The organism is Pseudomonas sp. Pf153, assembly GCF_001269775.1.
Classification (GTDB): domain Bacteria; phylum Pseudomonadota; class Gammaproteobacteria; order Pseudomonadales; family Pseudomonadaceae; genus Aquipseudomonas; species Aquipseudomonas uvaldensis.
The window spans coordinates 86,933-113,215 of record NZ_LHVL01000012.1 but is presented as its reverse complement, the minus strand read 5'-3'; the positions used below and the strand labels follow the sequence as shown (position 1 = coordinate 113,215).

The 26,283-nt window shown below is 60.9% G+C and carries 26 protein-coding genes; 7 read left to right on the top strand and 19 right to left on the bottom strand.

Translation table 11 applies throughout. The annotated features are described in order from the left end of the window. Positions 1-26 precede the first annotated feature (26 nt). The 9 genes from pyrF to AD666_RS08215 all read right to left on the bottom strand — a co-directional run bounded on the left by pyrF (position 27) and on the right by AD666_RS08215 (position 7,135). Positions 27-725: an orotidine-5'-phosphate decarboxylase gene (pyrF, locus tag AD666_RS08255; RefSeq protein ID WP_172679608.1), complete on the bottom strand. Its 699-nt coding sequence runs from the start codon at positions 723-725 to the stop codon at positions 27-29. 81 nt (positions 726-806) lie between these two features. After that, entirely contained in the window at positions 807-1,844 is a 1,038-nt protein-coding gene (locus tag AD666_RS08250; RefSeq protein ID WP_053150027.1) for an AI-2E family transporter, read from the bottom strand. 62 nt (positions 1,845-1,906) lie between these two features. After that, a complete protein-coding gene (locus tag AD666_RS08245) occupies positions 1,907-2,713 on the bottom strand; it encodes a DUF4892 domain-containing protein (RefSeq protein ID WP_053150480.1) in 807 nt (268 codons plus the stop codon). Positions 2,714-2,854: 141 nt separating this feature from the next. Further along, on the bottom strand, positions 2,855-3,706 hold the full coding sequence (locus AD666_RS08240) for an alpha/beta fold hydrolase (protein ID WP_053150026.1): 852 nt from the start codon (positions 3,704-3,706) through the stop codon (positions 2,855-2,857). Then, a complete protein-coding gene (locus AD666_RS08235; RefSeq protein ID WP_053150024.1) occupies positions 3,703-4,497 on the bottom strand; it encodes an alpha/beta fold hydrolase in 795 nt (264 codons plus the stop codon). The genes AD666_RS08240 and AD666_RS08235 overlap by 4 nt, the downstream gene beginning before the upstream one ends. A gap of 193 nt (positions 4,498-4,690) precedes the next feature. Next, positions 4,691-5,134, bottom strand: a complete 444-nt coding sequence (locus AD666_RS08230; RefSeq protein ID WP_053150021.1) for a hotdog fold thioesterase — start codon at positions 5,132-5,134, stop codon at positions 4,691-4,693. 149 nt (positions 5,135-5,283) lie between these two features. Continuing rightward, complete coding sequence (sixA, locus tag AD666_RS08225; RefSeq protein WP_053150015.1) at positions 5,284-5,736, bottom strand: phosphohistidine phosphatase SixA; 453 nt, start codon at positions 5,734-5,736, stop codon at positions 5,284-5,286. Continuing rightward, positions 5,733-6,080 carry a DUF4389 domain-containing protein gene (locus AD666_RS08220; protein ID WP_053150013.1) on the bottom strand — a complete coding sequence of 116 codons (348 nt, stop codon included), beginning with the start codon at positions 6,078-6,080 and terminating at the stop codon, positions 5,733-5,735. The genes sixA and AD666_RS08220 overlap by 4 nt, the downstream gene beginning before the upstream one ends. 29 nt (positions 6,081-6,109) lie before the next feature. Continuing rightward, complete coding sequence (locus AD666_RS08215) at positions 6,110-7,135, bottom strand: NAD(P)H-dependent glycerol-3-phosphate dehydrogenase (RefSeq protein WP_053150010.1); 1,026 nt, start codon at positions 7,133-7,135, stop codon at positions 6,110-6,112. Positions 7,136-7,333: 198 nt separating this feature from the next. Between AD666_RS08215 and AD666_RS08210 the strand changes: the two genes are divergently transcribed. The 5 genes from AD666_RS08210 (at position 7,334) to fabB (ending at position 14,273) form a co-directional block, all read left to right on the top strand. Then, complete coding sequence (locus AD666_RS08210) at positions 7,334-9,457, top strand: TonB-dependent siderophore receptor (protein WP_053150477.1); 2,124 nt, start codon at positions 7,334-7,336, stop codon at positions 9,455-9,457. After that, on the top strand, positions 9,458-10,390 hold the full coding sequence (locus tag AD666_RS08205; protein ID WP_053150006.1) for an ABC transporter substrate-binding protein: 933 nt from the start codon (positions 9,458-9,460) through the stop codon (positions 10,388-10,390). After that, positions 10,387-12,288, top strand: coding sequence for an ATP-binding protein (locus tag AD666_RS08200; RefSeq protein WP_053150003.1), 1,902 nt, complete (start codon positions 10,387-10,389; stop codon positions 12,286-12,288). Before AD666_RS08205 ends, AD666_RS08200 begins: the two co-directional genes overlap by 4 nt. A gap of 237 nt (positions 12,289-12,525) precedes the next feature. Beyond that, complete coding sequence (fabA, locus tag AD666_RS08195; RefSeq protein ID WP_003204400.1) at positions 12,526-13,041, top strand: 3-hydroxyacyl-[acyl-carrier-protein] dehydratase FabA; 516 nt, start codon at positions 12,526-12,528, stop codon at positions 13,039-13,041. An 11-nt stretch (positions 13,042-13,052) separates the two neighbouring features. Beyond that, positions 13,053-14,273: a beta-ketoacyl-ACP synthase I gene (gene fabB, locus AD666_RS08190; protein ID WP_053150001.1), complete on the top strand. Its 1,221-nt coding sequence runs from the start codon at positions 13,053-13,055 to the stop codon at positions 14,271-14,273. Between the two features lie 238 nt (positions 14,274-14,511). On the opposite strand, the gene AD666_RS08185 is transcribed toward fabB, so the two are convergent. Together AD666_RS08185 and AD666_RS08180 are read right to left on the bottom strand one after the other, a co-directional pair. Continuing rightward, positions 14,512-14,976, bottom strand: coding sequence for a DUF3859 domain-containing protein (locus AD666_RS08185; protein WP_053149998.1), 465 nt, complete (start codon positions 14,974-14,976; stop codon positions 14,512-14,514). A 123-nt stretch (positions 14,977-15,099) separates the two neighbouring features. Further along, entirely contained in the window at positions 15,100-16,059 is a 960-nt protein-coding gene (locus AD666_RS08180; protein WP_156315927.1) for an amidohydrolase family protein, read from the bottom strand. Between the two features lie 178 nt (positions 16,060-16,237). Between AD666_RS08180 and AD666_RS08175 the strand changes: the two genes are divergently transcribed. After that, positions 16,238-17,098: a pirin family protein gene (locus tag AD666_RS08175; RefSeq protein ID WP_053149995.1), complete on the top strand. Its 861-nt coding sequence runs from the start codon at positions 16,238-16,240 to the stop codon at positions 17,096-17,098. A 183-nt stretch (positions 17,099-17,281) separates the two neighbouring features. Here the strand turns inward: AD666_RS08175 and AD666_RS08170 are convergent, their stop codons facing one another. The 4 genes from AD666_RS08170 to AD666_RS08155 all read right to left on the bottom strand — a co-directional run bounded on the left by AD666_RS08170 (position 17,282) and on the right by AD666_RS08155 (position 20,993). Continuing rightward, a complete protein-coding gene (locus AD666_RS08170; RefSeq protein WP_053149992.1) occupies positions 17,282-18,010 on the bottom strand; it encodes a dienelactone hydrolase family protein in 729 nt (242 codons plus the stop codon). 69 nt (positions 18,011-18,079) lie between these two features. Further along, a complete protein-coding gene (htpG, locus tag AD666_RS08165) occupies positions 18,080-19,984 on the bottom strand; it encodes a molecular chaperone HtpG (protein ID WP_053149989.1) in 1,905 nt (634 codons plus the stop codon). Positions 19,985-20,070: 86 nt separating this feature from the next. Beyond that, the gene (locus AD666_RS08160) at positions 20,071-20,532 is read right to left on the bottom strand and encodes a PaaI family thioesterase (RefSeq protein ID WP_053149985.1); all 462 of its coding nucleotides are present in this window, start codon (positions 20,530-20,532) and stop codon (positions 20,071-20,073) included. Then, positions 20,529-20,993, bottom strand: a complete 465-nt coding sequence (locus tag AD666_RS08155; protein WP_053149982.1) for a PaaI family thioesterase — start codon at positions 20,991-20,993, stop codon at positions 20,529-20,531. Before AD666_RS08155 ends, AD666_RS08160 begins: the two co-directional genes overlap by 4 nt. A gap of 158 nt (positions 20,994-21,151) precedes the next feature. On the opposite strand from AD666_RS08155, the gene AD666_RS08150 reads away from it, so the two are divergent. Next, a complete protein-coding gene (locus AD666_RS08150; protein WP_053149980.1) occupies positions 21,152-21,415 on the top strand; it encodes a hypothetical protein in 264 nt (87 codons plus the stop codon). Positions 21,416-21,490: 75 nt separating this feature from the next. Here AD666_RS08150 and AD666_RS08145 read toward each other — a convergent pair whose 3' ends face one another. The 4 genes from AD666_RS08145 to sucC all read right to left on the bottom strand — a co-directional run bounded on the left by AD666_RS08145 (position 21,491) and on the right by sucC (position 26,272). Then, the gene (locus tag AD666_RS08145) at positions 21,491-22,228 is read right to left on the bottom strand and encodes a DUF599 domain-containing protein (protein WP_053149977.1); all 738 of its coding nucleotides are present in this window, start codon (positions 22,226-22,228) and stop codon (positions 21,491-21,493) included. Positions 22,229-22,482: 254 nt separating this feature from the next. Further along, entirely contained in the window at positions 22,483-23,796 is a 1,314-nt protein-coding gene (brnQ, locus tag AD666_RS08140) for a branched-chain amino acid transport system II carrier protein (RefSeq protein WP_053149975.1), read from the bottom strand. Positions 23,797-24,221: 425 nt separating this feature from the next. After that, positions 24,222-25,106 carry a succinate--CoA ligase subunit alpha gene (sucD, locus tag AD666_RS08135; RefSeq protein ID WP_053149972.1) on the bottom strand — a complete coding sequence of 295 codons (885 nt, stop codon included), beginning with the start codon at positions 25,104-25,106 and terminating at the stop codon, positions 24,222-24,224. Next, a complete protein-coding gene (sucC, locus tag AD666_RS08130; RefSeq protein WP_003179235.1) occupies positions 25,106-26,272 on the bottom strand; it encodes an ADP-forming succinate--CoA ligase subunit beta in 1,167 nt (388 codons plus the stop codon). Before sucC ends, sucD begins: the two co-directional genes overlap by 1 nt. Positions 26,273-26,283 lie beyond the last annotated feature (11 nt).

Here is a 26,283-nt window from a genome sequence, read left to right as displayed (position 1 = left end):
TCCTACAAGGGAACGTCAGTGTTCGATCAGGCCAGTTCGGCCACCACCGCCGCCAATGCCTTGGCGGGGTCGGCGGCCTGGCTGATGGGGCGGCCGATCACCAGGTAATCGGAGCCGGCGTCCAGGGCCTGGCGCGGGGTCAGGATGCGGCGCTGATCGTCCTGGGCGCTGCCTGCCGGACGGATTCCCGGGGTCACCAGTTGCAAGGACGGGTGCGCCGCCTTCAGGGCCTGGGCTTCCTGGGCCGAACAGACCAGGCCATCCAGCCCCGCCTTCTGCGCCAGCGCCGCCAGGCGCAGTACCTGCTCCTGGGGCTCGATGTCCAGGCCGATGCCCGCCAGGTCCTCGCGCTCCATGCTGGTCAAAACCGTCACACCGATCAACAGCGGTTTCGGACCGCTGCGCTGATCCAGTACGTCACGGCAGGCAGCCATCATGCGCAAGCCGCCGGAGCAGTGCACATTGACCATCCACACACCCATCTCCGCGGCAGCCTTGACGGCCATGGCGGTGGTATTGGGAATGTCGTGGAATTTCAGGTCCAGGAACACTTCGAACCCCTTGTCACGCAGGGTGCCGACAATCTCCGAAGCGCAGCTGGTGAACAGCTCCTTGCCAACCTTGACCCGGCAGAGGCTGGGGTCCAGCTGGTCGGCCAGCTTCAGGGCGGCGTCACGGGTAGGGAAATCCAGGGCGACGATGATGGGCGTCTGGCAGGCGGACATGAGCGGGCTCTCAGGCAAGTCGAAATCGGCGCGCATTGTAGCGGAACCAACGCCCCTGCGGGACCCGATGATCGGTAAATCTCATCGCGCCTGGCTCTTGCTCCAGTCCGTCAACAGGCTGTATGCCACGGCCAACAAGGTCGGGCCGATGAACAGTCCGATGAAGCCGAACGCGATCAACCCGCCGAACACCCCCAGCAACACGATGACCAACGGCAGGTTCCCGCCGCGGCTGATCAGGTAAGGCTTGAGCACGTTGTCCACGCCGCTGATGATGAACGTACCCCAGATGCCCAGGAATACCGCCATCCCGTATTCGCCCTTCCACACCAACCAGGCCGTGGCAGGAATCCAGACCAGCGGAGGCCCCATGGGGATCAGGCTGAGCAGGAAGGTGACGATCCCCAGCACCAGGGCACCCGGTACCCCGGCAATCAGGAAGCCGATCAGCGCCAGTACGGCCTGGGCCGCGGCGGTGCCGATCACACCGTTGACCACCCGCTGTACCGTACCGGCCACCAGCTCGATGTAGTAACCGGCACGGTCACCGATCAGGCGCTCCAGCAAACCGTGGACAAACGCCGCCAGTCGCGGGCCGTCACGGTAGAAAAAGAACACGAACACGATGCTCAGGGTCAGTTCGAGGATACCGCCGCCGATCTGCTTGCTGCGGGCCAGCAGCCAGTTGCCGACTTGTCCCAGGTACGGCTTGATGGACACCATCATTGCCGCGCCCTGCTGATCGATGCTGTTCCAGATCGCCGTCAGCCGCCCGCCCACCAGCGGCAAGCCGGCCAGCCATTGCGGCGCGTCCGGCAGCCCGTCGACCTGCACGTCCCGGATGAATGCCGTCGCGTCGCGCACATGGTCGGCCAGGTTGGAACCCAGCCATACCAGCGGGACTGCCACCAGCAACATCCAGCCAAGGGTGAGCAGTCCCGCCGCCAGGGATTCGCGTCCATTGAGCCAGCGGGTCAACAGGCGCATCAGCGGCCAACTGGCGAACGCCAGCACCGCGCCCCAGAACAGCGCCGACCAGAACGGCGCCATCACCCAGAGGCTTGCACCGAACAACACCAGGAGCAGGATCTGCACCAACAGCCGATCGTTATTGAGCATGTAGGGTCTCGGAAAAAGAACAGGGTCGAGGCAACGGCAAGCAGCCCGTTGCCCGAAACAGCTTATCGCAGCAGCTCAAGGTGCAGGCCCGCGGTATCGCCACCGGCGGCCTCCATCCGCGCCGCTCGCACCCCCTGGCTCGCCAGCGCCTCTCGCCAGGCCTCGGCCTTGGGTCCCGAGAGGCTGACCCGCAGGCCAGTGTCCAGGTTCAACGCCCGGGCCAGCAAGCGCAGCCAGGCTTCGTCCGGATCGCCAACCAGGCGCGGCAAGTCCAGCACACCGGTGTCCTTGAGCTGGCGCAACAACGTGGCAGACGTCGGTAGGAGGTCGCCCAGGGGAGCGCTCGCCTCGAACTGCTCGACGTGCAGATAAGCCTTGCGATTACCGCGGGTGATCCCGTACAGCGCGATCAGCGTGTTGTCCGTCGGCGGCGCAAGGCGCAGCAGCAGGTAAGCCTGACCGTTGTCGGCACCGTAGAGTTTGGCATTACCGAACACATCGTTGGCCCAAAGGCTGCTTTCGCCGCAATCGCGGGCCTGGCACCAGAACAGCAATTCGGCGCCCTGTTTCTGCAACGCTTCGCGAGCGGCGGTGAACCCTTGGGTGGCGGAATGTTCCGGCGGCAACTCGTAAGTGACCGACGTGGTGTTGCCACGGGCATCGACCTGACCGTCGAAACGTAACTGGCCACTGATCTTGCGGATCGCGCCCAGGGGGTAGATCCGCTCCTGATCCTGGCCTTGCCGGTAATCGACGATCTGCGCATCGGGCAGGCGCGGCACGCGCGCAAGATCCTGGCTACCGGGCACATCGGCGGCGAACGCGTTCTGGCCCAGCCAGGCCAGCGCCAGCAGTGCGAATGATGGGATGGATGATTTCATTGGATCGACTTGGCCCGGATTACTTGCACAAGACCGGCGTCGGCCGTGGGCCGCGAGGCGGGTAAACAGAGATCTGTCATGGTTGTCTCCCTTTCAACTCGCCCAGCCTCGACAGTTGCCCGTCGCAAGTCAAGAAACGGTGAAAAACCGATTGAAACAGTCTGCTACAAGCGCCGCACCGGATTCATCGTTCAAATGCAAATGATGGCCGCCAGGCAACTGCCCATGACTGAAGGGTAGACGTTCCAGCAACTCGGGATGGCGGACGAGCATGCCTTCCGCCGCCACGATCAGGTGGGCCGGGCAACCGACCCGCGTTACGAAGGTCATGGCCTGCTCGTTGGTCAGGCGCAGCGGCGACGGCAGCATCAGGCGATTGTCGGTGCGCCAGGTGTACCCGCCGGGCACCGGCATCAGACCGCGCTGGGCCAGCAGCTCGGCCGCCTCGCGGCTCACGGCTACCAGCCCTTTCATGCGGGCTTCGATGGCGCGGTCGAGGGTCTTGTAGACCGGTTTGGTTTTTTTCAGCAAATCCAACTGCGCCTGTAGCGCCATGCCCATGCGTTCGGCTGCGTTATCGCCCGGGGCGGTAGGGGGAATCACACCGTCGATCAGCCCAAGGTGCGTCACCCGCTCCGGCAATGACCCGGCCAGCACCAGCGACACGACGGCGCCCAGGGAATGCCCCAGCAGGGCGAAACGCTGCAAGCCCAGTTGTTCGGCGACCTGCAGCACATCATGGGCATAGTCCCACAAGGCGTAACCGGCACCGGGCGGGCGATGCCCCGAATGACCGTGGCCGGCCATGTCCAGGGCAATGATGCGCAAGCCTTCGAGCCGGGGAGCCAGGCGTGCGAAGCTGTTGGCATTGTCGAGCCAGCCGTGCAAGGCGATCACCGGCCGCCCGTCTTCCGGTCCGAACAGGTGGGCGGCCAGCTCGATGTGAGGCAGGCTCAGGCGCACTTCCTCGACTGTATTCATGCACTGCGCCCCTCCCAGCGCTGGAACAGATCTTTGAGCAGGTTCGCCGTGTCCAGGGGACGTTCCAGGGGAAACATATGCCCGCCGGGCATGCTCAGGGCCTCGCCACGGGGCATGCGCCCCACCGTGCGAGTGTGATGACGCATCACCACGCGACTCTGGCGACCGCGCACCACCGCCAACGGTACCTTGAGCTTGCGGGGCCGACCAGGGCTGGTGTGGGGCACGCCGCGATAAATGCTGATCTCCGTGGCCGGGTCGAAACGCAGTCGCAGCCGGTCGCCGACCGGTTGGAGACCATGTTGCAAGTAAGCGTCGAAACAATCCGGATCGAAGCCACGGAACAGTGTCTTGCCGGAAAAATACTGCCGGGCCGAATCCAGATCCGCGAATTCCTCGCGTCGCCCCAGGGTGCGGCCGGCCGGCGTCAGGCGGTCGATGAAGCCCAGGCGCTTGGCGGCCAGGATCACCCACTGATCGGCGCGGGTCAGCACCGGCGAATCGAGCATGACCACGCCGCGATACAACTGGGGACAACGCAACGCGGCATGCAGGTGCAGCACCCCACCGAGGGAATGACCGACACCCCACACCGGCTGCGGTTGCTGTTCCAAATGATGAATGAGCTCGTCCACCAGATTGTGCCAATTGTCGTCGACCGGAAAACGCGGGTCATGGCCATGGGTTTCCAGATACGTCACCTGGAACTGCGGCGCCAGCGCGGCAAACAGTTTGCCGTAGGTGGCCGAAGGGAAACCATTGGCGTGGGCGAAGAATATGTGTTGCGGCATGACGGCCAATCCATCGAGGAAACTGGAGCCGATTGTCCGCACAACCCTGCGGGGCGGCAATGACCGTAAATGACAGGAATGATGACAGTCGGGATTGAACGATGGGGCAGCCGGGTTTTCAAACTGAGCAAGGTCGATGTGGCGAGGGGATAAATCCCCTCGCCACAAGGTCCCGCATTCTACGATCCAGACCTCAACGCGCCGGCGGCTGCTCGCCCAGCGGCACCACGGCCATGGTCAACCGTGACACGCAGTTGACCTTGCCTTCATCGTTGGTCAGGCGGATATCCCAGACCTGGGTGGTGCGCCCCAGGTGGATCATCCGGGCCGTGGCCGTCACCCGGCCGCTGCGCACGCCACGCAAATGGTTGGCGTTGATCTCCAGGCCCACGCAATAGTATTTGCTGGTATCCACGCACAGATAGGCCGCCATGGATCCGACCGTTTCAGCAAGTACCACCGAAGCCCCGCCATGCAACAGGCCGAACGGCTGGTGGGTGCGGTGATCGACGACCATGCTGGCGGTCAGGGACTCGTCGTCGAACGATTCGAAACGAATGTCCAGCACCTCGCTGATGGTGTTCTTACCGGCGGCGTTCAGTTGCTCGATGTTGGGGGTGGTGCGCCACAGACTCATCGTTGCCTTTCCTTCATGTTGTTATTTGCGCAGGATTCAATATCTGTAGGAGCAAGGCTTGCCCGCGATGCTGGCGCCGCGGTGGATCAGGGCTGTGGGTGTCGATGCCATCGCGGGCAAGCCTTGCTCCCACAGGTGCGTTTTTTCAGTCAGGGGTGCTTGATGCCCTTGAGCGTCATCGCGCCGGCCAGCGGCAGGTCGCCTTCCAACTCCGCCAACCCAGCTGTGTGCACCTGCTCAGGTTGTTGCAGATGACCGTGCTGCGCCAGGTCAAGCAGGCTGCCCACCAGCGGGTTATGACTGACCAGCAGCACATTATCCCGGTCCCTGAGGTGTTCCAGGACGGTTTGCGGCGGGGTTTGCGGGGTGAGCCAGTCAACCGTGAGCAGTTCCGGTTCGAAACCCAGCACCTCTCGCACCAGTTGCGCGGTTTGCTGGGCACGCACGTAGGGGCTGGCATAAATCGCGGTCAACGGTCGCCCGATCAGCTCGGCGGCGCTGCGCAACACTTCTTCGCGACCGTGAGCGGTCAGCGCCCGCTCGGGATCGGGACGGGAGCCGTGAGGCTCGGCCTCACCATGGCGCAATACCCATACGTTCATAGCTTAGGCTCCTCGTCCCGGACCGGATGCGGAGCCGGCGCCACGGCATGCGGCGCTTCCCCTTCCGGCGCACGCGGGGTCGGCCAATCCGCAAACGGCCAGGGCTTCTGGTCACTGTGGAAGGTGCCGAATCGACCGATCTGAGCCAGGAACTGACTCAGGCTGTCGCCGAAGTTCATCAGGCCGGCGCTGGGTGCGCCGTAAATCAATCGATAAATCAATTGCACAAGTACCACGGCGCCGAGGATGAATTGCGCCACCTGCCAGACCAACAGGTAGATGATCATCCACAACACGCGTAACAGAATGGACTCGTATTGGGCTTCGCCCTTGGGATCGTTCATGGTTCGCTCCTGTCCTGTATCGCAGAGGCTCAGTTGAAGCCGCTGGTGGAAATGAAATCGACATCGGTCTTCGGTTCGCCGCGCATCAACAGTTCGATGACCTGCTCCAGCGTGCGCCCTTCGAACAGGATCGCATGCAACCCGGCGACCAGCGGCATGTAAACCCCCGTCTCCTGGGACTTGGCCTTGAGCACCTTGAGGGTATTGACCCCTTCGGCCACTTCTCCCAACCGGGAGACGGCCTCGTCCAGGCTCAGGCCCTGGCCAAGGGCGAAACCGACCTGGTAGTTACGACTCTTGGGCGACGAACAAGTCACGATCAGGTCGCCCACGCCGGCCAGCCCGAGGAAGGTCATCGGGTTGGCGCCCTGGCTGACGGCAAAACGGGTCATTTCCGCCAGCGCCCGGGTGATCAGCATGCTCTTGGTGTTTTCCCCCATCCCCAGCGCCACCGCCATGCCGGCGATGATGGCATAGACGTTCTTCAACGCCCCGCCCAGCTCCACACCGAAACGGTCGGCGCTGGCATAAACCCGGAAGGTGCGACCGTGAAGGGCTGCCTGGACCCGCTGGCACAGTTCTTCGTCTTCGCTGGCCACCACGGTGGCGGTCAAGGCGTGCTCGGCGATTTCCCGCGCCAGGTTCGGCCCGGAGATAACCCCGATCCGCGCCTTGGGCGCGATGTCTTCGAGGATCTCGCTCATCAGCTTGAACGTCTGGGCCTCGATACCCTTGGTCAAGCTGACCAGCAGTTTGCCGCTCAAGCGCTCGGCATGGGGCGCCAGCACCGAACGCAAGGCGCTGGATGGCAAGGCGACGAAAAACAGATCACTGCCGTCGAGTGTCGCCTGCAGGTCGGTCACGGGCTCCACTTCCGGGCGGATCTTGATGCCCTTGAGGTAACGCGGGTTCTCGCGATTGACCCGAATGGCCTCGGCCTGCTCGGGGTCTCGCATCCATTGGCGTACAGCGTGGCCGTTTTCGGCCAGCAGATTGGCCACGGCGGTACCGAAACTTCCGCCCCCCAGAACCGCAATCGGGCGCTGTTCAGTCATATGCAATCCGTTCATCCATACCAAGTGGCGATGCCGGGCATTATACGGAGCGGCCGAAAGCCGACCAGCCCTCTGTGATGACCCGCAGTTGTAGGAAGCTGACCACCAATTGCTAGGAAAATGCTATCAACTCAACTGGAAAAGTCGCTCAGCTCAGTTAACATGCCTGCCATCCGTCTGCTACCCAAAGGCTATGCCGTGTCCGTTGGCCCCTTTCGCCCAGGTTCGTCGCTGCTATTGGCGCTGCTCATCAGCCCGCCTGTATGGGCCGACGACTTGTTTGTCGACAGCCAGCCCCTGCCTCAAGTCTTGACCGCGACGCGACTCAAGCAATCGCCGGCAGCGGTGCCGGGCAGTATGACCGTGCTGGACAGCGAGTTGATCAAGGCCAGTGGCGCCCGGGACATCAGCGAACTGTTGCGCCTGGTGCCGGGCATGATGGTCGGCAACCTGAGCGGCAACCAGCCCACCGTGAACTACCACGGCACCAACGCCAGCGAAGCCCGTCGCATGCAGGTGTTGATCGATGGCCGCTCGGTGTACCGCGCCGGCCTGGCCACGGTGGACTGGAGCGACATTCCGGTGGCCATGGAAGACATCGAGCGGATCGAAGTCTTCCGCGGCCCCAACACCGTCAGCTACGGTGCCAACGCGCTGATGGCGGTGGTCAATATCATCACCCGCGCCCCGGCCGACAGCCACGGCACCCGGCTGAAAATGACCCGGGGCCAACGGGGTATCAGCGACTGGTACGCCAGCCAGGGCAGCGGCTGGGATGGCGGTGACATGCGGCTCTCGCTGTCCGGCCAGGAAGACGATGGCTTTGACAGCAACCGCAACGGCGCCGACTACCGCGACAGTCGACGCTTGAACCGCTTCAACCTGTCGGTCAGCCAGACCCTCGACGAGCAGCAGAGCATCGACTGGCAGTTGAACGCCAAGGACGGGACCAACCAGCGGCCCTACACCTACAAGCCAGTATTTGCCGGGATCACGGCCGCTGGGGATAACTCCGACGTCATTGCCAAGGATTATGCCGGTTCGCTGCGCTGGAACCTGGACCTGGACCCCGACCACAGCCTTTATGTACAAGGCTCGTTCCAGCATTGGGATCGCCAGCAAACCTGGCGTGCCTGTGATGCCGAGGTGTCCTTCAGTCCACAGTTGACCGATCTCTGGCAGCTCAACCCCAACTACGCCGAGAAACTGGCGCGCAACATGCCCACCTACACCAATACCGGTGCACCGCCCGGTACGGCGCAGGAACAGGCGCTGGCCAACCAGGTGCTCGATCAGTGGCGCAACGGTGCATCGCGGACGTTGTGCGGCGATATTGATCAGAGTGCCCGGGAATCGCGCTACGACCTGGAAATCCAGGACACGTTGAGCCTGTCCGACAGCCTGAGACTGGTCACCGGGGCGAATTATCGCTACGACCGGGCCGACTCCGAGACCTATTTCAACGGCACCCTGGACGACACCACCTGGCGGCTGTTCGGCCAGTTCGAGTGGCGAGCCACCGAGCACTGGCTGCTGCAGGGCGGCGCCATGTTCGAAGACACCCGCCTGACCGGCAGTTCGCTGACGCCGCGAGTGGCGGTCAACTACCTGATCACGCCACGCCATGGCCTGCGGGCGGTTTACTCCGAGGCGGTGCGCTCACCGGACATGTTTGAGAACAACGTCAACTGGAGTTACCAGGTCACCAACCTGCAGCCCGGCGCCTTCGGCCGCAACAGCGCCCGATACTTCGTCCAGACCCGTGGTCCGGGGAACCTCGACCAGGAGCACATGCGTTCCCGGGAACTGGGCTATAACGGTTACTTCATGGATTTGGGCCTGTCGGTCGACGTAAGGCTGTTCCACGACGAAATCACCGGCATGATCAGCGAACCGCTGCGCAACAACCAGTACATCGCCAGCAACTCCAATGAATCGCAATTTTCCGGGGCCGAAACCCAGCTCGATTGGCGCCTGACCAACGCCGACCGCCTGCGACTGACCTATGCCTATGTCGATGCGCAGGCCAGCAACCCCCTCGACGAACAACTGACCGCCCGCAACAGCGGATCTGCCGGCTGGCTGCGGGACTGGGGCCAGGGTTGGAACAGCTCGGTGTTCTATTACGCCGCCGATGCCCTCAACGGTTATCGCTTCGAACGGGTCGACACCCGCCTCGCCCGCCGCATCCCGTTGGGCAAGGCCAACCTGGAACTGGCGGGAGTCCTGCAAGAACGCCTGGACAATCAGCCCACCACTTTCGTCGATAACCGCTACGACTCCCGACACGTCCTTTATTTCAGCGCGGAGTTGTCCTTCTAGATGTTCCGGGGCCGATCTCCCTCCAGGCCATTTTCCGGCCGCCTGCCGCTGGCCCTGTGCCTGGTGCTCGCCGGCTGGTTGGCGGTGATCGAGGCCCGGGCCGCCGAGATCCTGCTCACGGGCGCCCAGGACAGCCCCGGAGTGCAATCCTTCACCCAGGCCTTGAAAGCCCTGCGTCCGGACGACACAGTGCGGTTCACTCCGCTGGCAAACCTGCCGGCGCCGGACAAGTTGCCCGCTGACACCCGATTGGTCCTGCTGGATTTACCCAGCCTCGATTGGCGCCTGCAAGCCCATCAAGGACCGGCCACGCTGGTGCTGCGGATCAGCCGCCTGCAAGCGCGGGATCGCCTGGGTGAAACGACGCCCTCTCAGCTGAGCCTGCTGTGGAGCGATCCTCCCGTGGGGCGACAATTGCGGCTGATTCGCTCGGTTCTCCCGCAGGTGCGCAGAGTCGGCGTGCTGTATGACGGCCACAGTGAGTTTCTGCTCAAGGAAATCCGCCAGGTCGCGGCACCGTTGGGCTTGGAGATCGTGACCGAACGCTGGAACGACACCAATGACAGCCGCCCCTTGCAGGACCTGCTGGGCCAGAGCGATGTGTTGCTGGGCCTCGATGATCCCGACCTATACAACCCCAAGACCGTGAAGAACCTGCTGCTCAGCAGCTATGCCAGGCAGCGCGCGTTGATCGGGCCAAGCGCGGCCTTCGTCAAGGCCGGTAGCCTGGTCAGTACCTACAGCGACCAGGAAGACTGGCTGGCGATTCTCGACGAGTTGCTTGACCGTCCCGCCTCCAGTTGGCCGCGCACCTTGTATCCGCCCCGCTTCAAAGTCTTGAGTAACCGCCAGGTTGCACGTTCCCTGGGGATCGAACCGATCGATACCGAATCCGTCGCTTCGCAGTTGGCCGAAGGAGAACAACGTCCATGACCTTGCGTCGCCGTTGGGATATCAATACCCGCACCCAGCTCATCTCCCTCGGCCCGGCATTGCTGCTGACCGTGTTGTTGATCAGTTTCTTTACCTTCGTGCGGATCCAGGACTTGCGCCAGGAACTCAATCACACCGGCCAACTGATCGCCAACCAACTGGCCCCGGCCACGGAATACGGCGTAATCTCCGGCAACAACGAGGTGCTGGAAAGTCTGCTCACCGCCACCCTGGCCACGCCCCACGTGCGCTTCCTGGAAGTTCAGGACGCCACGGACCGGGTGTTGGTGTATGTCGAACAGCCGGCGCAGAACCGCAGCCATTCCCAGCAAATCGAAGTCTTCCAGGCGCCGGTGCGCCTGCAACGCATCGCCCTGAACAATGATTTCCTGCAAGGCAACAATCCGACCGTCGAGACGTCCGGCGAAGATTACCTGGGCCGGGTGGTCGTCGGCATGTCCAGCGACGCCTTCAGCCAACGGCAACAGGAGATTCTGCTAAAGGCCGCGATCCTGGCGCTGTTTGCCTTGCTCTTCACTTTTCTGGTGGCGCGCCGCCTGGCTTCGAACCTGTCCCGGCCGATCCGCGACATCGGCGATGCGGTCAAGGCCATCCAGCAGGGCGACTACAGCAAGCCCCTGCCCATCGTCGACGACGCCGAACTCGGGGCCTTGTCGCGGCATATCAACAACCTGGCCGACGGGCTGGAGCAAGCCAGCCGGGAACAGCACCAGGCCATGGCACAGTTGATCAAGACCCGCGAAGAAGCGGAAAAGGCCAACAGCGCCAAGTCCGAATTCCTGGCGATGATGAGCCATGAACTGCGTACCCCCATGAACGGTGTGCTGGGCATGCTGCAACTGCTGGAAACCACCCGGATGACCGAGGAGCAGCACGAGTACACGGCGCTGGCTTCGGAATCCACCGAACACCTGTTGAAGGTGATCAACGACATCCTCGATTTCTCGCGCATCGAACGCTCGGCCCTGGAGCTGGAGCACATCCCGTTCAACCTGGCGGAACTGGTGAGCAGTTGTGCGCAGTCCTTCCAGCACAGCGCCGCACAACGCAAACTGGGCCTGGACCTGCTGATTCCCGACGACATGCATGCCCTGCGGGTACAAGGCGATCCGACGCGGATCAGGCAGATTCTGGTGAACCTGATCGGCAACGCGCTGAAGTTCACCGAGCAAGGTCGCGTTACCGTGCAATGCCAGTGGCAGGCCCTGGATCACGAACTGCTGTGGTTTACCTGCGCAGTACGCGACAGCGGCATTGGCATTCCGGCCGAAAGCCTGGAACGCATGTTCGACGCCTTCCAGCAGGCGGACAGCTCCATCTCCCGACGCTACGGCGGCACCGGCCTGGGCCTGCCCATTGCCAGGACTCTGGCCGAACGCATGGGCGGTACCCTGCGGGCGCAGAGCGAAGAAGGCCAGGGTTCGGTGTTTACCCTGGAGATTCCCCTGGCGTTGTCTACGCAGAGCCCACCGGTCCTGGCGCCTCGATTGCCTGGCGACAAGGGAGACGGCGAAGGCCGTCATGTGCTGCTGGTGGAGGACAATCCGGTCAACCAGACCGTGATCGAAGCCATGTTGCGCAGCCTGGGCTTCACCGTGAGCATCGCTTCCGACGGCGCCCAGGCCATACGCAGCGCCGAAAGCCTGATGTTCGACTTGATTCTCATGGACTGCAGGCTACCCCTGGTCGATGGCTACGAGGCCACGCGACAGATACGCCAGCTGCCGGGCTGCGGCACGGTGCCCATCGTCGCGTTGACGGCCAACGCGCTACAAGGCGACCGCGAAGCCTGTCTGACGGCAGGCATGAACGATTACCTTGCAAAACCCTTCAAAAGAACTGATCTGCAGCAAATTATGCAGCGTTGGGTGCATTAGTAACCCATGTGGCTGGCGTGGAAAGCGAAAGTGCGGCAGTCTTAGGCACCCGACGAGCCTCGACTGGGGGCTTGAATTAATATTTCAGTGCACAGGTGTTCATTCATTTGCCTCTGCGCTGTGACTTTCACTACAACGCAATAGTCTATGGGTAGGCTGCCGATTCGAGGCATGAACGCTTCGATCGGCCGGGAAGATTCGCCCCACCCTGCCGCATGGGATTATTGAGGAGCTCGCATGACCAAACAAAACGCCTTTACCCGGGAAGATCTGCTGCGCTGCAGTCGCGGTGAGCTGTTCGGCCCAGGTAACGCGCAACTGCCCGCCCCGAACATGCTGATGGTGGACCGTATCACCCATATCAGCGAAGAGGGCGGCAAGTACGGCAAAGGTGAATTGGTCGCCGAGCTGGATATCACTCCGGACCTGTGGTTCTTCGCCTGCCATTTCGAAGGCGATCCGGTGATGCCGGGCTGCCTGGGCCTGGATGCCATGTGGCAGCTGGTCGGTTTTTTCCTCGGCTGGCAGGGTCTGCCGGGCCGCGGTCGCGCCCTGGGTTCGGGCGAAGTGAAGTTCTTCGGTCAGGTCCTGCCGACCGCGAAGAAAATCACCTATAACATCCATATCAAACGCGTCCTCAAGGGCAAGCTGAACATGGCCATCGCCGATGGTTCGGTGGCTGTCGACGGTCGCGAGATCTACACCGCCGAAGGCCTTCGGGTTGGCGTTTTCACCTCCACTGACAACTTCTAAGGGTTATCCGCATGCGCCGCGTCGTTATCACTGGTCTGGGCATCGTTTCTTGCCTGGGCAATGACAAAGAGACCGTCTCCGCTAACCTGCGTGCAAGTCGCCCGGGCATCCGGTTCAACCCGGAATACGCCGAAATGGGTCTGCGTAGCCAGGTTTCCGGCTCCATTGACCTCAACCTCGAAGAGCTGATCGACCGCAAGATCTACCGTTTCGTCGGCCATGCAGCGGCTTACGCCTACCTGGCCATGAAGGATGCCATCGCTGACTCGGGCCTGACCGAAGAGCAGGTTTCCAACCCGCGCACCGGCCTGATTGCCGGTTCCGGCGGTGCTTCGACCCTGAACCAGATGGAAGCGCTGGACATCCTGCGGGAAAAAGGCGTCAAGCGCGTCGGCCCTTATCGCGTCACCCGGACCATGAGCAGCACCGTTTCCGCCTGCCTGGCCACGCCTTTCAAGATCAAGGGCCTGAACTACTCCATCGCTTCGGCCTGCGCCACCAGTGCACACTGCATCGGTACCGCCATGGAACAGATCCAGATGGGCAAGCAGGACATCGTCTTTGCCGGCGGCGGCGAAGAAGAACACTGGAGCCAGTCGTTCCTGTTCGATGCCATGGGCGCCCTGTCCAGCAAGCGCAACGACACTCCCGAGAAAGCCTCCCGTGCCTACGATGCCGACCGTGACGGTTTCGTCATCGCCGGTGGCGGTGGCATGGTGGTGGTCGAGGAATTGGAACACGCCTTGGCCCGCGGTGCGAAAATCTACGCCGAAATCGTTGGCTACGGCGCCACGTCCGACGGCTACGACATGGTGGCCCCGAGCGGCGAAGGTGCTATTCGTTGCATGCAGATGGCCATGTCCACCGTCGATACCCCAATCGACTACCTGAACACCCACGGCACCTCGACTCCGGTCGGTGACGTTGCGGAAATGAAAGGCGTGCGTGAAGTGTTCGGCGACAAGGCCCCGGCCATCAGCTCCACCAAGAGCCTGTCGGGTCACTCGCTGGGCGCCGCCGGCGTTCACGAAGCGATCTACTGCATGCTGATGATGGAAGGCAACTTCATCGCCGGCTCGGCCAACATCGACGAGCTGGATCCGGAAGTGGCCGACCTGCCGATCCTGACCAAGACCCGTGAAGACACCAAGATCGACACCGTGATGAGTAACAGCTTCGGCTTCGGTGGCACCAACGCCACCCTGGTACTCAAGCGCTGGCAGGGCAAGTAAGCCCCGCTGCTTCGTCATTAAAAACGCCCCGACTGGTTCGGGGCGTTTTTTTATGCCTGTTGAATGCACCGCCCCCCCTGTGGGAAGGGGTGTATTCACAGCATGGATGTTCACCACTGATTCCCTGTGGGAGCGGGCTTGCTCGCGAAAGCGGTGCATCCGCTACAAATATGCTGACTGACACTCCGTCTTCGCGGGCAAGCCCGCTCCCACGCTGTAATCGACGTTGGATGGGGAATCAGCGCACCACAAAGCGCTGCTGCGTCAGCAACCGATCCCCCTGGAACACCATGAATCGCCATTCGCCCGGCACCACTTCATGGCTCTCGGTGAATTCATAAGCCATCACATCCTGAGGCGCACCGGGCACCAGTTTCTGGGTGACTTCGAATTTGTCATGGAGCACCCCATCGGCGGTACGAATGCCCGGGGTGAAATACAGCAGAGTCAACGGCTGGTCATCGGCCACCTTGCCGACCAACTGATAGCGCATGCCGAACTTGGTGCCCAGCTTCGCCGGTACGCTTTCGGTCTGGCGAATGGGTTCGTTGCTGCGCCGCAACACCCGCTCTCCCGATTGCAGCTCGGCTTGCGTCCCTTCAAAAACGCCATATTCCACCGGGCCTTCGACACGGACTTCGGCCTGAGCCAGGCCACAGGTCAACAACAGCGCCAACAGTGCGCTTGAACGGCTGAATTGCATGGTGCGCTCCTTGATTGAGATGAGCGCGAGGGTATGACGCGGGCGTGACAGACTGATGACAAAGCGGCGTTTGCCTGCGGGAGCAAAGCTTGCTCGCGATGCAGGTTCAAGCCTGCTACCTGTTCATCGTGGGCAAGCCTTGCTCCCACACAACACCGCCAGGAAATTATCGCGCGCCACCTTCTTGGCCACCTCTTCCGGCAGGGCATCCAAAAACGGATCGAAGCCGTGCAGCTCGTGGCCAAGTTTCTTGAAGCGACCGACCACATCCGACCCCACCATGAAGCGCTCCGGGAAGCGCTCCACCAACTCGACCCACTCCTGCCGGGGCTTGCCCGCCTCATCCAGCAAATACGGCGTAAGCAGGCTCCAGGACAGGTCAATGTACAAGTTCGGGTAAGCCTCCAGCATCCGACTCAGTGTTGGCAACAGGAAATCCAGCCGGGTCTGGTGCCGATGGATCTCCATGCTGGTGCCGGCATGAGCCCAGATGAACCGCGTGTGGGGATGGTTACGCAACGGCTCTTCGACTTCCGGCAAATAAAGTGGATTTTTCTCTCGCTTGGAGGTGATGTTGGAATGCAACATCACCGGCAGGTCGTTCTCCGCCGCCAAGTGGTAGATACGGGTCATCGCCTCGTTGTTGGCCCTCGGGGTATCGCCCGACGTCAGCGCGGTCAGATCATCATGCCGAGTGAACACCTCTCCGATGCCCTGCCACAACCCGGGATACAGATCGAGCATGCGCTGAATGTGGGCGGCGGAGTTCTTGTCGTTGGGGTTGAAGCCCGACAGGAAAGGATGGAAGTGCTTGCGTTGTTCAGGCGTCAGCTTGTTCACCGCCGCCGCGACGATCACATCGGTGGCGCTGTACCAATAGGCATCCGCATCATCACCGGCGTAATACCGTGGCCGCTTGGGCTCGTCTTCATGCCATTTCTTGGCCACCGGAATGCCGGAAATCATGACGTGCTCGATGCGATTGTCAGCCATCGCCTTGAGCAGCTCAGGCATCCCGGCAGTTTCCTGGAAGAAATCGACATAGTGGAGGTGCGCATCGCTGTAGGCATATTCGCGGGCCATGGCAGCAACGCTGAAAACCACCAGCAGCCAGGCAATGATCAGACGGATCAACGGGTAATCTCCACAGGCCATGAGCAGCATAGACCCCACGCTTCCCGCCCGGGTTCAAGTCGCTTGTGCCATCACCGGCGGCACCGGGTTATGCTCACCGCCTCCGTTGCTCAATCTGGAAGACACCATGACCACGCCCCTGACCGTTCGCCCCCGTGCAGAAGATGTCGAAGGCCAGCCGATTCTCCGCCCTCTGCCGTCCGCCAAGTGCCGCAGCGTGGGACCTTTCGTGTTTTTCGACCACATGCTGCAAACCACCTACCCGGCCGGTAAAGGCATGAATATCCGCCAACACCCCCACATCGGGCTGTCCACCCTTACCTACCTGTTCGAAGGCACACTCCAGCACAAGGACAGCCTCGGTTCCGATCAGGTGGTACAGGCCGGAGACGTCAGTTGGATGACCGCAGGCAGCGCCATTGCCCATGTGGAACGCACACCCGAGGCACTGTTGAGCAGTGATTTCGTCATGCACGGCTTGCAAGTCTGGCTGGCCTCGCCCAAATCCCATGAAGAAGGACCGGGGCACTACAGCCATCATCCGGCCCGCACCTTGCCGGTCAGCGACACTTTGGGGATCCGTATCCGCATGATCGCCGGGTCAGGCTTCTGCCTGGAATCGCCGGTACCGGTGTTGTCTCCTACGCTGTATGCCGAATTGAACCTGCAGACCGCGACGACTCTGCTGATTCCCACCGAGCATGAAGAACGGGCACTGTATGTGTTGAGTGGTGAAGCGAAACTGGAGGGAGAGCCGGTGGAACCCCATTCGCTGTTGATACTGCCGGCCGGGAAGGAAATGACATTGTGTGCCGAGAGCGATTGCCATGCCGTGCTGTTCGGAGGCGCGCCGTTGGACGGGCCGCGGCGGATGAACTGGAATTTTGTCTCCAGCGACCCGGCCCGGATCGACGAAGCCCGTCGACGCTGGGCGGCCGGCGATTGGCCGACCGTGCCGGGGGAAAGCGAGCGGATCGAGTTGCCCTGATTCTACAAATCCTGTGGGAGCAAAGCCTGTGGGAGCAAAGCTTGCTCGCGATAGCGCCCGACCGGTCAGCATATCGTTGACTGCCCTGCCCTCATCGCGAGCAAGCTTTGCTCCCACAGATGTATGCCTTGGCTACTCCTCCACAGGTGTATGCCTTGGCTAATCTGGCATCCCCCGGACGACTCAGTCCTTGAACACCTCATCCAGCAAGTTATGCATTGACCTGAACGCCCTGTTGGCGACCTTGGCGTTGTACATCATCTTGCCCGGCACATTGGCTTGTGGATCGGTGAACGAATGCACCGCCCCGCCGTAGCTGAGCAATTGCCAATCCACCCCGGCGGCATTCATTTCGTCTTCGAACGCCGGCAGTTGTTCCTTGGGCACCAAAGGATCGGACGCACCATGCATCACCAGCACCGAGCCCTGGATGTTGCGCGCATCCGCAGGATCCGGCGTATCCAGGGTGCCATGAAACGAAATGGCAGCCTTTAGCGGCGCGCCTGTACGGGCCAGCTCCAGAGCACAGCAACCGCCGAAGCAGAAGCCGAACGTGGCGAGCTTCGACGCATCGACCGGCGCCTCGTCCTGGCTTTGCAATTGTTCGAGCGCGGCCTGCATGCGCTTGCGCAGCATGGCCCGATCATTCTTGAGCGGCATCATTGCCGCCCCCGCTTCATCGGCGTTGGTCGGCCGTACCGTCTGCCCATACAGATCGGCAATCAATACCACGTACCCGTTGGCGGCCACCGACTTGGCGATCTCCTCGGCCCCCGCCCCTACACCCATCCAGTTCGGTGCCATCAACAGGCCCGGACGCGGCCCCTGCTGGTTGATGTCGAAGGCCAGACGGCTTTCATAACGTTGACCTTCGATCTGATAGACCAGTGAGCGAACCGTGATCTGACTCATGACAGACTCCCTTTCAATCGAACACCTGAAATGAAAAAACCCGCCGAAGCGGGTTTTTCCTGCACTTGATTAAGCTGACAGTTCCACCAACAGCTTGTTCAGACGGCGAACATAAGCCGCCGGATCCTTCAAGCTGTCGCCAGCAGCCAGGGCCGCCTGGTCGAACAGGATGTGCGACAGATCGCCAAAACGCTCTTCGCTCTGTTCGTTGTCCAGCTTCTCCAGCAGCGGGTGAGCCGGGTTGAATTCGAAGATCGGCTTGGAGTCCGGGACTTTCTGGCCGCTGGCTTCGAGAATCTGACGCATCTGCAGGCCGAGGTCCTGTTCACCGATAGCCAGGATCGCCGGAGAGTCGGTCAGGCGGTGGGATACGCGCACTTCGCTGACTGCATCGCCCAAGGCCGTCTTGATCCGCTCGACCAGGCCTTCCTTGCTCTTGGCGATCTCTTCGGCGGCTTTCTTGTCTTCTTCCGAATCCAGGTTGCCAAGGTCCAGGTCGCCACGGGCCACGTCGACGAAGCTCTTGCCATCGAACTCGTTGAGGTAGCTCATCAGCCACTCGTCGATGCGGTCGGTCAGCAGCAACACTTCGATGCCTTTCTTGCGGAAGACCTCCAGGTGCGGGCTGTTCTTGACCTGGGCATAGGTCTCGCCGGTGAGGTAGTAAATCTTGTCCTGGCCTTCCTTGGCGCGGGCCAGGTAATCGGCCAGGCCGACGATCTGTTCGCCATCGTCGCCCTGGGTCGAGGCAAAACGCAGCAGGCCGGCAATTTTTTCCTTGTTGGCGAAGTCCTCGGCCGGACCTTCCTTCATTACCTGACCGAAGTTCTTCCAGAAGCTCTTGTACTGTTCGGGCTCGTTCTTCGCCAGTTTCTCCAGCATATCCAGCACACGCTTGGTCAGCGCCGACTTCATGGAGTCGATGATCGGGTCTTTCTGCAGGATTTCCCGCGAGACGTTCAGGGACAGGTCGTTGGAGTCCACCACGCCCTTGATGAAGCGCAGATAGAGCGGCAGGAACGATTCTGCCTGGTCCATCACGAATACACGTTGCACGTACAGCTTCAGGCCGCGAGGTGCTTCGCGCTGGTACAAATCGAACGGTGCGCGGGCCGGTACGTACAGCAACGAGTTGTATTCCAGCTTGCCTTCGACCTTGTTGTGGCTCCAGCTCAGCGGGTTCTCGTAATCGTGGGCGATGTGTTTGTAGAACTCCTGGTATTCCTCATCCTTCACCTCGGTGCGTGGGCGAGTCCACAGGGCACTGGCGCGGTTGACGGTTTCCCATTCCACTTCAGGCTTTTCTTCGCCCTCGGCAGCGGTGACCTGCTTCGGCAACTCGATTGGCAGCGCGATGTGGTCGGAGTATTTCTTGATGATGTTGCGCAAGCGCCAGCCATCGGCGAATTCGTCTTCGCCGGACTTGAGGTGCAGCACGATGCGGGTACCACGATCGGCCTTGTCGAGGGTGGCAACCTCGAACTCGCCTTCGCCCTTGGACGACCAGTGCACGCCTTCGCTCGCGGCGAGACCGGCGCGGCGGCTGAAGACTTCGACATGATCGGCCACGATGAACGCGGAATAGAAGCCGACGCCGAATTGACCGATCAGGTGGGAGTCTTTTTTCTGGTCACCCGTCAGGTTCTTCATGAAGTCGGCAGTGCCGGATTTGGCGATCGTGCCCAGGTGAGTGATCACCTCTTCGCGGCTCATGCCGATGCCGTTGTCTTCCAGGGTGATGGTTTTCGCGTCCTTGTCGAAGCTCACGCGGATTTTCAGCTCAGCGCCGCCTTCCAGCAATTCTGGCTTGGACAGGGCTTCGAAACGTAATTTGTCGACAGCGTCGGAGGCGTTCGAGATCAGCTCGCGAAGGAAAATTTCCTTGTTCGAATACAGCGAGTGAATCATCAGGTGCAGCAGTTGCTTTACCTCGGTCTGGAAGCCCAGGGTTTCCTTTTGAGTTTCCACGCTCATTGTCATCAAACTCCAAGTGGATGGTGGTGTCCGCCTCGCTGAGTCGGCGGCGGGATGACCTCAAGGTGGGGGCGCCCCCGATAATTTCAAGGGCGGGTCGGCTTTGCGGGCTCCTGGATCTTGAAATGCGCCCGCGCGGTCGCGATGGGCTCAGCCGCGTCGTCCTGCCAGGCCGTGATAGCCACGTTGGCCACCCGTCGTCCCTGGCGCCAGACCTGGCACTTGGCATAGGTGTCGCGAAACTGCCCGGCGCGCAGGTAATCCAGGGAAAAATCGATGATTTTCGGCACACCCGGCGTGCGGGTGACGATCAGCAGATGAATGGCCGCCGACAGCTCCATGAAACCGGCAATGACACCGCCATGGATCGCAGGCAATAAAGGGTTACCAATGTTTTCCGGGCTGGCCGGCAGGCGAAACAGCAGCTCATCGCCCTGTCGGGTGCATTCGGCGCCGATCAACTGTGCATAAGGGATCGAGGCCATCAATAGCCCATAGTCGCCTTGCTCGCAGGCTTGGCGCAATTGTTCGCGAATAAGATCAGTCATGACTTGCCCGCCCCGGCCCTGCCGAGCCCCCTGGCATGCTGGCCCAAGCGCATGAATGTACCCACCACATGGGCGATGGGCTGTTCGGGGTCGTCTTGATAGGCAAAACCCCGCGTGAAAATCACGTCCGGCGTGACCCGATAACACTGGGCGAAGCCGTAGACGTCCTTGTCTGGCGCGGCGGCATGCATGTAATCGATACGCAGGTCGAGGGTCGGACAGACCTCGAACTCAGGCAGCACGCACAGGGTCGACATGCCGCACGCGGTATCCATCAAGGACGTCAATGCTCCACCATGGATGATGCCCGTGAGGGGGTTGCCGACAATTCGGGGGCTGAAAGGCAGCACCAGCGTCAGCCCTTCATTGCTGGCGCTGTGCAACTTCAGGCCCAGCGCCTGACAATGCCGAAGCGCGGATAAAAAACGGGTCGCACGCTCAAAAATGGGGTTTTCAGCCATTCGATAAAAACGCCTGTAAGGGACCAAAGCCGCTAACGAGGTAGATCCGATAAAGTTCCATGCCAGAACAAAGTTATATATCTGTAGCAAATGAGGAACTTAACCCAAGGGGTATGGCTCAAAAGGCCAGTAGTTATTTCCATAAGGAGAAACACCCCATGCGTAAGACTTTAGCTGTTGCCTTGATGTTGGCCGCCTCCCTCGGTCTCGCTGCCTGCGATAAAAAATCCGAAGACAAAGCTCAAGATGCCGCACAACATTCTGAGCAAGCTCAGGAAAAAATGAACGAAGCACAGGGTAAAGTAAACGACGCGGCGAAAGAAAACGCCGAAGCTGCCAAAGATCAGGCGGAAGCGAACAAAGCCGCCACGCAGGAACAAGCCCCTGCCACCCCGCCGGCTACCGCACCTAAAACCAACTGATCCGGTTTTAGCGGCGAAAGAAAACCCGCCTGGTGCGGGTTTTCTTTTGCCTGCGATTCGGCATAGGCCAATCGCTCAGGCCACGTCCTTGGCAACTTCGGCGGGTGGCGCTTCAGTCGGGGTGTAGACCATCACCTCCAACACATCGGAATGAAATTCCCGACGGTAAAGCACGAATACCACACCTGCACTCATCAACATGAATAACCAGGGGCTGACGAACCACACCAACATGGACATGCCGAAATAATAAGAACGCAGGCCAAAGTTGAACTGGTTGGCCGCCATCGAGATAACCCGCGCCGCTCGCAACGCAAAGGCCTTGCGCTCCTGCTCCGACACATGTCGCTCACCAATCATCGGCGCCGATCCCACCAGGACCGCCGCGAAGTTGTATTGACGCATGCACCAACTGAAGGTGAAGAACGCATAGACAAACACCAGGGCCAGACACAACAACTTGACTTCCGCCAACCCTTGGGAAGCCTGCTGCACCAGCGGCAGGTCCGCCAGCAACGACACCGCCCGATCCGACGCCCCCAGAACCGTCAGAATACCGGCCAGGATGATCAGCGTGCTGGATGCGAAGAACGAGGCATTGCGCTCCAGGTTGCCAATCACGCTGGCATCGGCGATACGGTTCTCGCGCAGCAGCATCCGGCGCATCCAGTCTTCCCGATACAGATGCATCACACTGGCCAGGCAAGCCGTGTCACGGGCCTTCCACGTGGCATAACGGGTATAACCGCCCCAGCAGACGATGAACCAGACGGCGGCGAGAAGATGAGTCAGATTGGCTTGGATGAATGACATTCGATACCTTGTATGACGTGAACATAGAGCAGCTTGCGGTGAACCCTTGTGGGAGCGGACTTGCTCGCGAATGCGTTGTGTCAGGCACATATTTGTCGCTGACACTCCGTATTCGCGAGCAAGCCCGCTCTCACAGGTTCTGCGTAAACCTTTCAGAACACTGCTTCGACGTTAACTCACAAAAAAAGACACCGCATCCAAAAAAAATGCCCCGTATCGATTGATACGAGGCATTTCAGTGTTACCGATAAAGCTTAAGCCAACGCTTCGCTGCGCTTGCCCAACAGGCGATCACACAGCACGGCGACTGCCAGGGTCATCACCGACGGCACCAGCCACGCCAGGCCTTGCTCGCTCAATGGCAAGTGAGCCAATTGCGTCGGCATCCAATCCGCCAGCCCGGCTCCCTTGAGGGCGTCGACCAGGCCGAACAGCAGCGACACCAGCATTACCGGGCCAACGATGCGACCCTGCTCGTGCCAGAAGTCCTTGCAGAAACTCAGGGCCACCAGAGCGATGCAGGGTGGGTAGATTGCGGTCAGGACCGGGATCGAGAACGCGATCAGTTTGGTCAGGCCCAGGTTGGACACCAGCAGCGAAAACGCTGCCAGGATCACGACCAGGGTCTTGTAGGACAGGGGCAGGACGCGGCTGAAATATTCCGCGCAGGCGCAGGTCAGGCCGACAGCGGTCACCAGGCAAGCCAGGGAGATCAGCACGGCCAGGAAACCGCTGCCCAGGCCACCAAACGTATGTTGTACATAGGCATGCAGAACCGCGGCGCCATTCGTCGCGCCCATGGCCACTTCGTGGCTGCCCGAGCCCAGGCGGAACAGGCTGACGTAGACCAATGCCAGGCCCACTCCGGCGATCAGCCCGGCAATGATGGCGTAGCGGGTGATCAGGGTCGGCGACTCGACGCCCCGGGAACGGATCGCGTTCACAATGACGATACCGAATACCAGCGCCCCCAGGGTGTCCATGGTCAGGTAACCATTGATGAACCCTTGGGAGAACGGCGCCGCCACGTACTCCGGCGTTGCCACGCCGATATCGCCGGCGGGCAAGGCAAACGCGGCGATACCCAGCACGGCCAGGGCGATGATTTTCAGCGGCGCGAGGAAGCGTCCGACCGTGTCGAGCAGCCGGCCCGGATAAAGCGAGATGAAAAATACCACCAGGAAATACACGGCGCTGTAGAGAAACAGCGCCAGCGGGCTTTCACCGGTCAGCGGCGCCAGGCCGACTTCGAACGAGACGGTGGCGGTACGTGGCGTGGCGAACAGCGGGCCGACAGCGAGGTAGCAGACCGCCGCCAGCAGGCCACCGGCGATCTTGCCGATGGGGCTGCTCAAGGCATCCATCGCCCCACCGACCTTGGCCAGCGCAACGACGGTAATGACCGGCAATCCGACGGCGGTGATCAGGAAGCCCAACGCCGCCATCCAGACATGAGGCCCGGACTGCAAACCGACGATAGGCGGGAAGATGATGTTACCGGCCCCGACGAACAGGGCAAAGGTCATGAAACCAAGCGCCAGGATGTCCTGGCCTTTCAACACTTTCATTAAGGAAACCACACTACTGAATCGGAATTTAGAGAGGGATTTCCCTTATGGGTGAGGGAAATGCTGTCGGTCCGTATAAGACCGACCCGTTTAGCGCGCCGCTTCCTTGTGAGCTGCGAGCGCAAAAATGGACGCTAGCCTAACGAATTTGAGCGACAAACGCACTGTTAAGGGGCGAAGTATCCGATACACGACATTTCCGTGTCGCGTTTTTGCATGTAAAGGACGACTCCTATGACAGCGTCAATACTTGTGGGAGCGGGCTTGCTCGCGAATGCGGAATGTCAGCGACAAATATGTGCCTGACACGCCCCATTCGCGAGCAAGCCCGCTCCCACATTGGATCTGTACTTCCCATGATTCGAAAACGACAAAGGCCACCCGAAGGTGGCCTTTGTTGCTGGAACGAAAAGGTCAGCCGAAGCTTACTTCTTCATTTCCCAGCCAGTCAGCTCGGCCAGGGCCTTGCCGATGTCTGCCAGCGAACGCACGGTTTTCACGCCTGCGTCTTGCAGTGCGGCGAATTTCTCGTCTGCAGTGCCTTTGCCGCCAGAGATGATTGCGCCAGCATGGCCCATGCGCTTGCCCGGAGGAGCAGTCACACCTGCGATGTAGGAAACAACCGGCTTGGTCACGTTGGCCTTGATGAAGGCTGCGGCTTCTTCTTCAGCGGAACCGCCGATCTCACCGATCATCACGATCGCTTCGGTCTTCGGGTCTTCCTGGAACAGCTTCAGGATGTCGATGAAGTTGGAGCCCGGGATCGGGTCACCACCGATGCCGACGCAGGTGGACTGACCGAAACCGGCGTCAGTGGTCTGCTTCACGGCTTCGTAAGTCAGGGTGCCGGAACGGGAAACGATACCGACTTTGCCTGGCAAGTGAATGTGACCTGGCATGATGCCGATCTTGCACTCGCCTGGGGTGATCACGCCTGGGCAGTTAGGGCCGATCAGGGTGATACCCAGCTCGTCGCACTTGACCTTGGCTTCCAGCATGTCGATGGTCGGGATGCCTTCGGTGATGCACACGATCAGCTTGATGCCGCCGAACGCCGCTTCCAGGATGGAGTCCTTGCAGAAAGGAGCCGGAACGTAGATTACGCTGGCGGTAGCGCCAGTGGCAGCAACAGCGTCCTTGACGGTGTTGAAGACAGGTAGGCCCAGGTGCTCGGTGCCGCCTTTGCCCGGAGTTACGCCGCCAACCATCTGGGTGCCGTACTCGATGGCTTGCTGGGTGTGGAAACTACCTTGCGAACCGGTAATACCCTGGCAGATAACCTTGGTGTCTTTATTGATCAGGACGCTCATTATTTGCCCTCCGCAGCTTTGACGACTTGTTGAGCAGCGTCGGTCAGGCTGGTAGCAGCGATGATGTTCAAACCGCTTTCTGCCAGTACTTTAGCGCCCAGCTCAGCGTTGTTGCCTTCGAGGCGAACAACAACCGGGATTTTCACGCCGACTTCTTTCACGGCGCCGATGATGCCTTCGGCAATCATGTCGCAACGAACGATGCCGCCGAAGATGTTGACCAGCACTGCAGCGACATTGGTGTCGGACAGGATGATCTTGAACGCTTCGGTTACGCGTTCCTTGGTAGCACCGCCGCCCACGTCGAGGAAGTTGGCTGGCTTGCCGCCGTGCAGGTTGACGATGTCCATGGTACCCATGGCCAGGCCGGCACCGTTGACCATGCAGCCGATGTTACCTTCCAGGGCCACGTAGTTCAGTTCGAACTTGGCAGCGTGCGCTTCGCGCGGATCGTCCTGGGACGGATCGTGGAAAGTCTTCAGCTTAGGCTGACGGTACATGGCGTTGGCGTCGATGTTGATCTTGGCATCGAGGCAGTGCAGGTCGCCGTCGGCCTTGATCACCAGCGGGTTCACTTCCAGCAGCGCCAGGTCATGGTCCTGGAACAGCTTGGCCAGACCTACGAAGATCTTGGCGAACTGAGTGACCTGCTTGCCTTCCAGGCCCAGCTGGAATGCCAGCTCGCGACCCTGGAATGGCTGAGCGCCAACCAGTGGATCGATAGTGGCTTTCAGAATTTTTTCTGGAGTGTCGTGAGCGATTTTCTCGATGTCCACGCCACCTTCGGTGGAAGCCATGAACACGATGCGGCGGCTCGAACGGTCGACGACAGCGCCCAGGTACAGCTCTTTAGCGATATCAGTGCACGATTCAACCAGGATTTTGGTGACCGGCTGACCGTTGGCGTCAGTCTGGTAGGTCACCAGACGCTTGCCCAGCCACTGCTGTGCGAAGGCTTTGGCGTCTTCTTTGCTGCGAACCAGCTTTACGCCGCCCGCTTTACCGCGACCACCGGCGTGAACCTGGGCTTTGACAACCCACTCGCTGCCGCCGATTTTGTCGCAAGCTTCTGCTGCCGCTTCCGGGGTGTCTACCGCGTAGCCTGTGGATACTGGCAGGCCGTACTCAGCGAACAGCTGCTTACCCTGATACTCGTGAAGATTCATGCTTATTACCG

Excerpts from the sequence above, each read along its gene's own strand:
- AD666_RS08185 (WP_053149998.1), bottom strand. The coding sequence starts at position 14,976 with ATGCAATTCAGCCGTTCAAGCGCACTGTTGGCGCTGTTGTTGACCTGT.
- AD666_RS08180 (WP_156315927.1), bottom strand. The coding sequence starts at position 16,059 with ATGGCCCGCGAATATGCCTACAGCGATGCGCACCTCCACTATGTCGAT.
- AD666_RS08200 (WP_053150003.1), top strand. The coding sequence starts at position 10,387 with ATGACCTTGCGTCGCCGTTGGGATATCAATACCCGCACCCAGCTCATC.
- fabB (WP_053150001.1), top strand. The coding sequence starts at position 13,053 with ATGCGCCGCGTCGTTATCACTGGTCTGGGCATCGTTTCTTGCCTGGGC.
- AD666_RS08160 (WP_053149985.1), bottom strand. The coding sequence starts at position 20,532 with ATGACTGATCTTATTCGCGAACAATTGCGCCAAGCCTGCGAGCAAGGC.
- AD666_RS08205 (WP_053150006.1), top strand. The coding sequence starts at position 9,458 with ATGTTCCGGGGCCGATCTCCCTCCAGGCCATTTTCCGGCCGCCTGCCG.
- htpG (WP_053149989.1), bottom strand. The coding sequence starts at position 19,984 with ATGAGCGTGGAAACTCAAAAGGAAACCCTGGGCTTCCAGACCGAGGTA.
- AD666_RS08175 (WP_053149995.1), top strand. The coding sequence starts at position 16,238 with ATGACCACGCCCCTGACCGTTCGCCCCCGTGCAGAAGATGTCGAAGGC.
- AD666_RS08155 (WP_053149982.1), bottom strand. The coding sequence starts at position 20,993 with ATGGCTGAAAACCCCATTTTTGAGCGTGCGACCCGTTTTTTATCCGCG.
- AD666_RS08250 (WP_053150027.1), bottom strand. The coding sequence starts at position 1,844 with ATGCTCAATAACGATCGGCTGTTGGTGCAGATCCTGCTCCTGGTGTTG.
- fabA (WP_003204400.1), top strand. The coding sequence starts at position 12,526 with ATGACCAAACAAAACGCCTTTACCCGGGAAGATCTGCTGCGCTGCAGT.
- brnQ (WP_053149975.1), bottom strand. The coding sequence starts at position 23,796 with ATGAAAGTGTTGAAAGGCCAGGACATCCTGGCGCTTGGTTTCATGACC.
- sucD (WP_053149972.1), bottom strand. The coding sequence starts at position 25,106 with ATGAGCGTCCTGATCAATAAAGACACCAAGGTTATCTGCCAGGGTATT.
- sixA (WP_053150015.1), bottom strand. The coding sequence starts at position 5,736 with ATGAACGTATGGGTATTGCGCCATGGTGAGGCCGAGCCTCACGGCTCC.
- AD666_RS08150 (WP_053149980.1), top strand. The coding sequence starts at position 21,152 with ATGCGTAAGACTTTAGCTGTTGCCTTGATGTTGGCCGCCTCCCTCGGT.
- AD666_RS08230 (WP_053150021.1), bottom strand. The coding sequence starts at position 5,134 with ATGAGTCTGTGGCGCACCACCCCCAACATCGAGCAACTGAACGCCGCC.
- AD666_RS08145 (WP_053149977.1), bottom strand. The coding sequence starts at position 22,228 with ATGTCATTCATCCAAGCCAATCTGACTCATCTTCTCGCCGCCGTCTGG.
- AD666_RS08235 (WP_053150024.1), bottom strand. The coding sequence starts at position 4,497 with ATGCCGCAACACATATTCTTCGCCCACGCCAATGGTTTCCCTTCGGCC.
- AD666_RS08215 (WP_053150010.1), bottom strand. The coding sequence starts at position 7,135 with ATGACTGAACAGCGCCCGATTGCGGTTCTGGGGGGCGGAAGTTTCGGT.
- AD666_RS08170 (WP_053149992.1), bottom strand. The coding sequence starts at position 18,010 with ATGAGTCAGATCACGGTTCGCTCACTGGTCTATCAGATCGAAGGTCAA.
- AD666_RS08240 (WP_053150026.1), bottom strand. The coding sequence starts at position 3,706 with ATGAATACAGTCGAGGAAGTGCGCCTGAGCCTGCCTCACATCGAGCTG.
- sucC (WP_003179235.1), bottom strand. The coding sequence starts at position 26,272 with ATGAATCTTCACGAGTATCAGGGTAAGCAGCTGTTCGCTGAGTACGGC.
- AD666_RS08220 (WP_053150013.1), bottom strand. The coding sequence starts at position 6,080 with ATGAACGATCCCAAGGGCGAAGCCCAATACGAGTCCATTCTGTTACGC.
- pyrF (WP_172679608.1), bottom strand. The coding sequence starts at position 725 with ATGTCCGCCTGCCAGACGCCCATCATCGTCGCCCTGGATTTCCCTACC.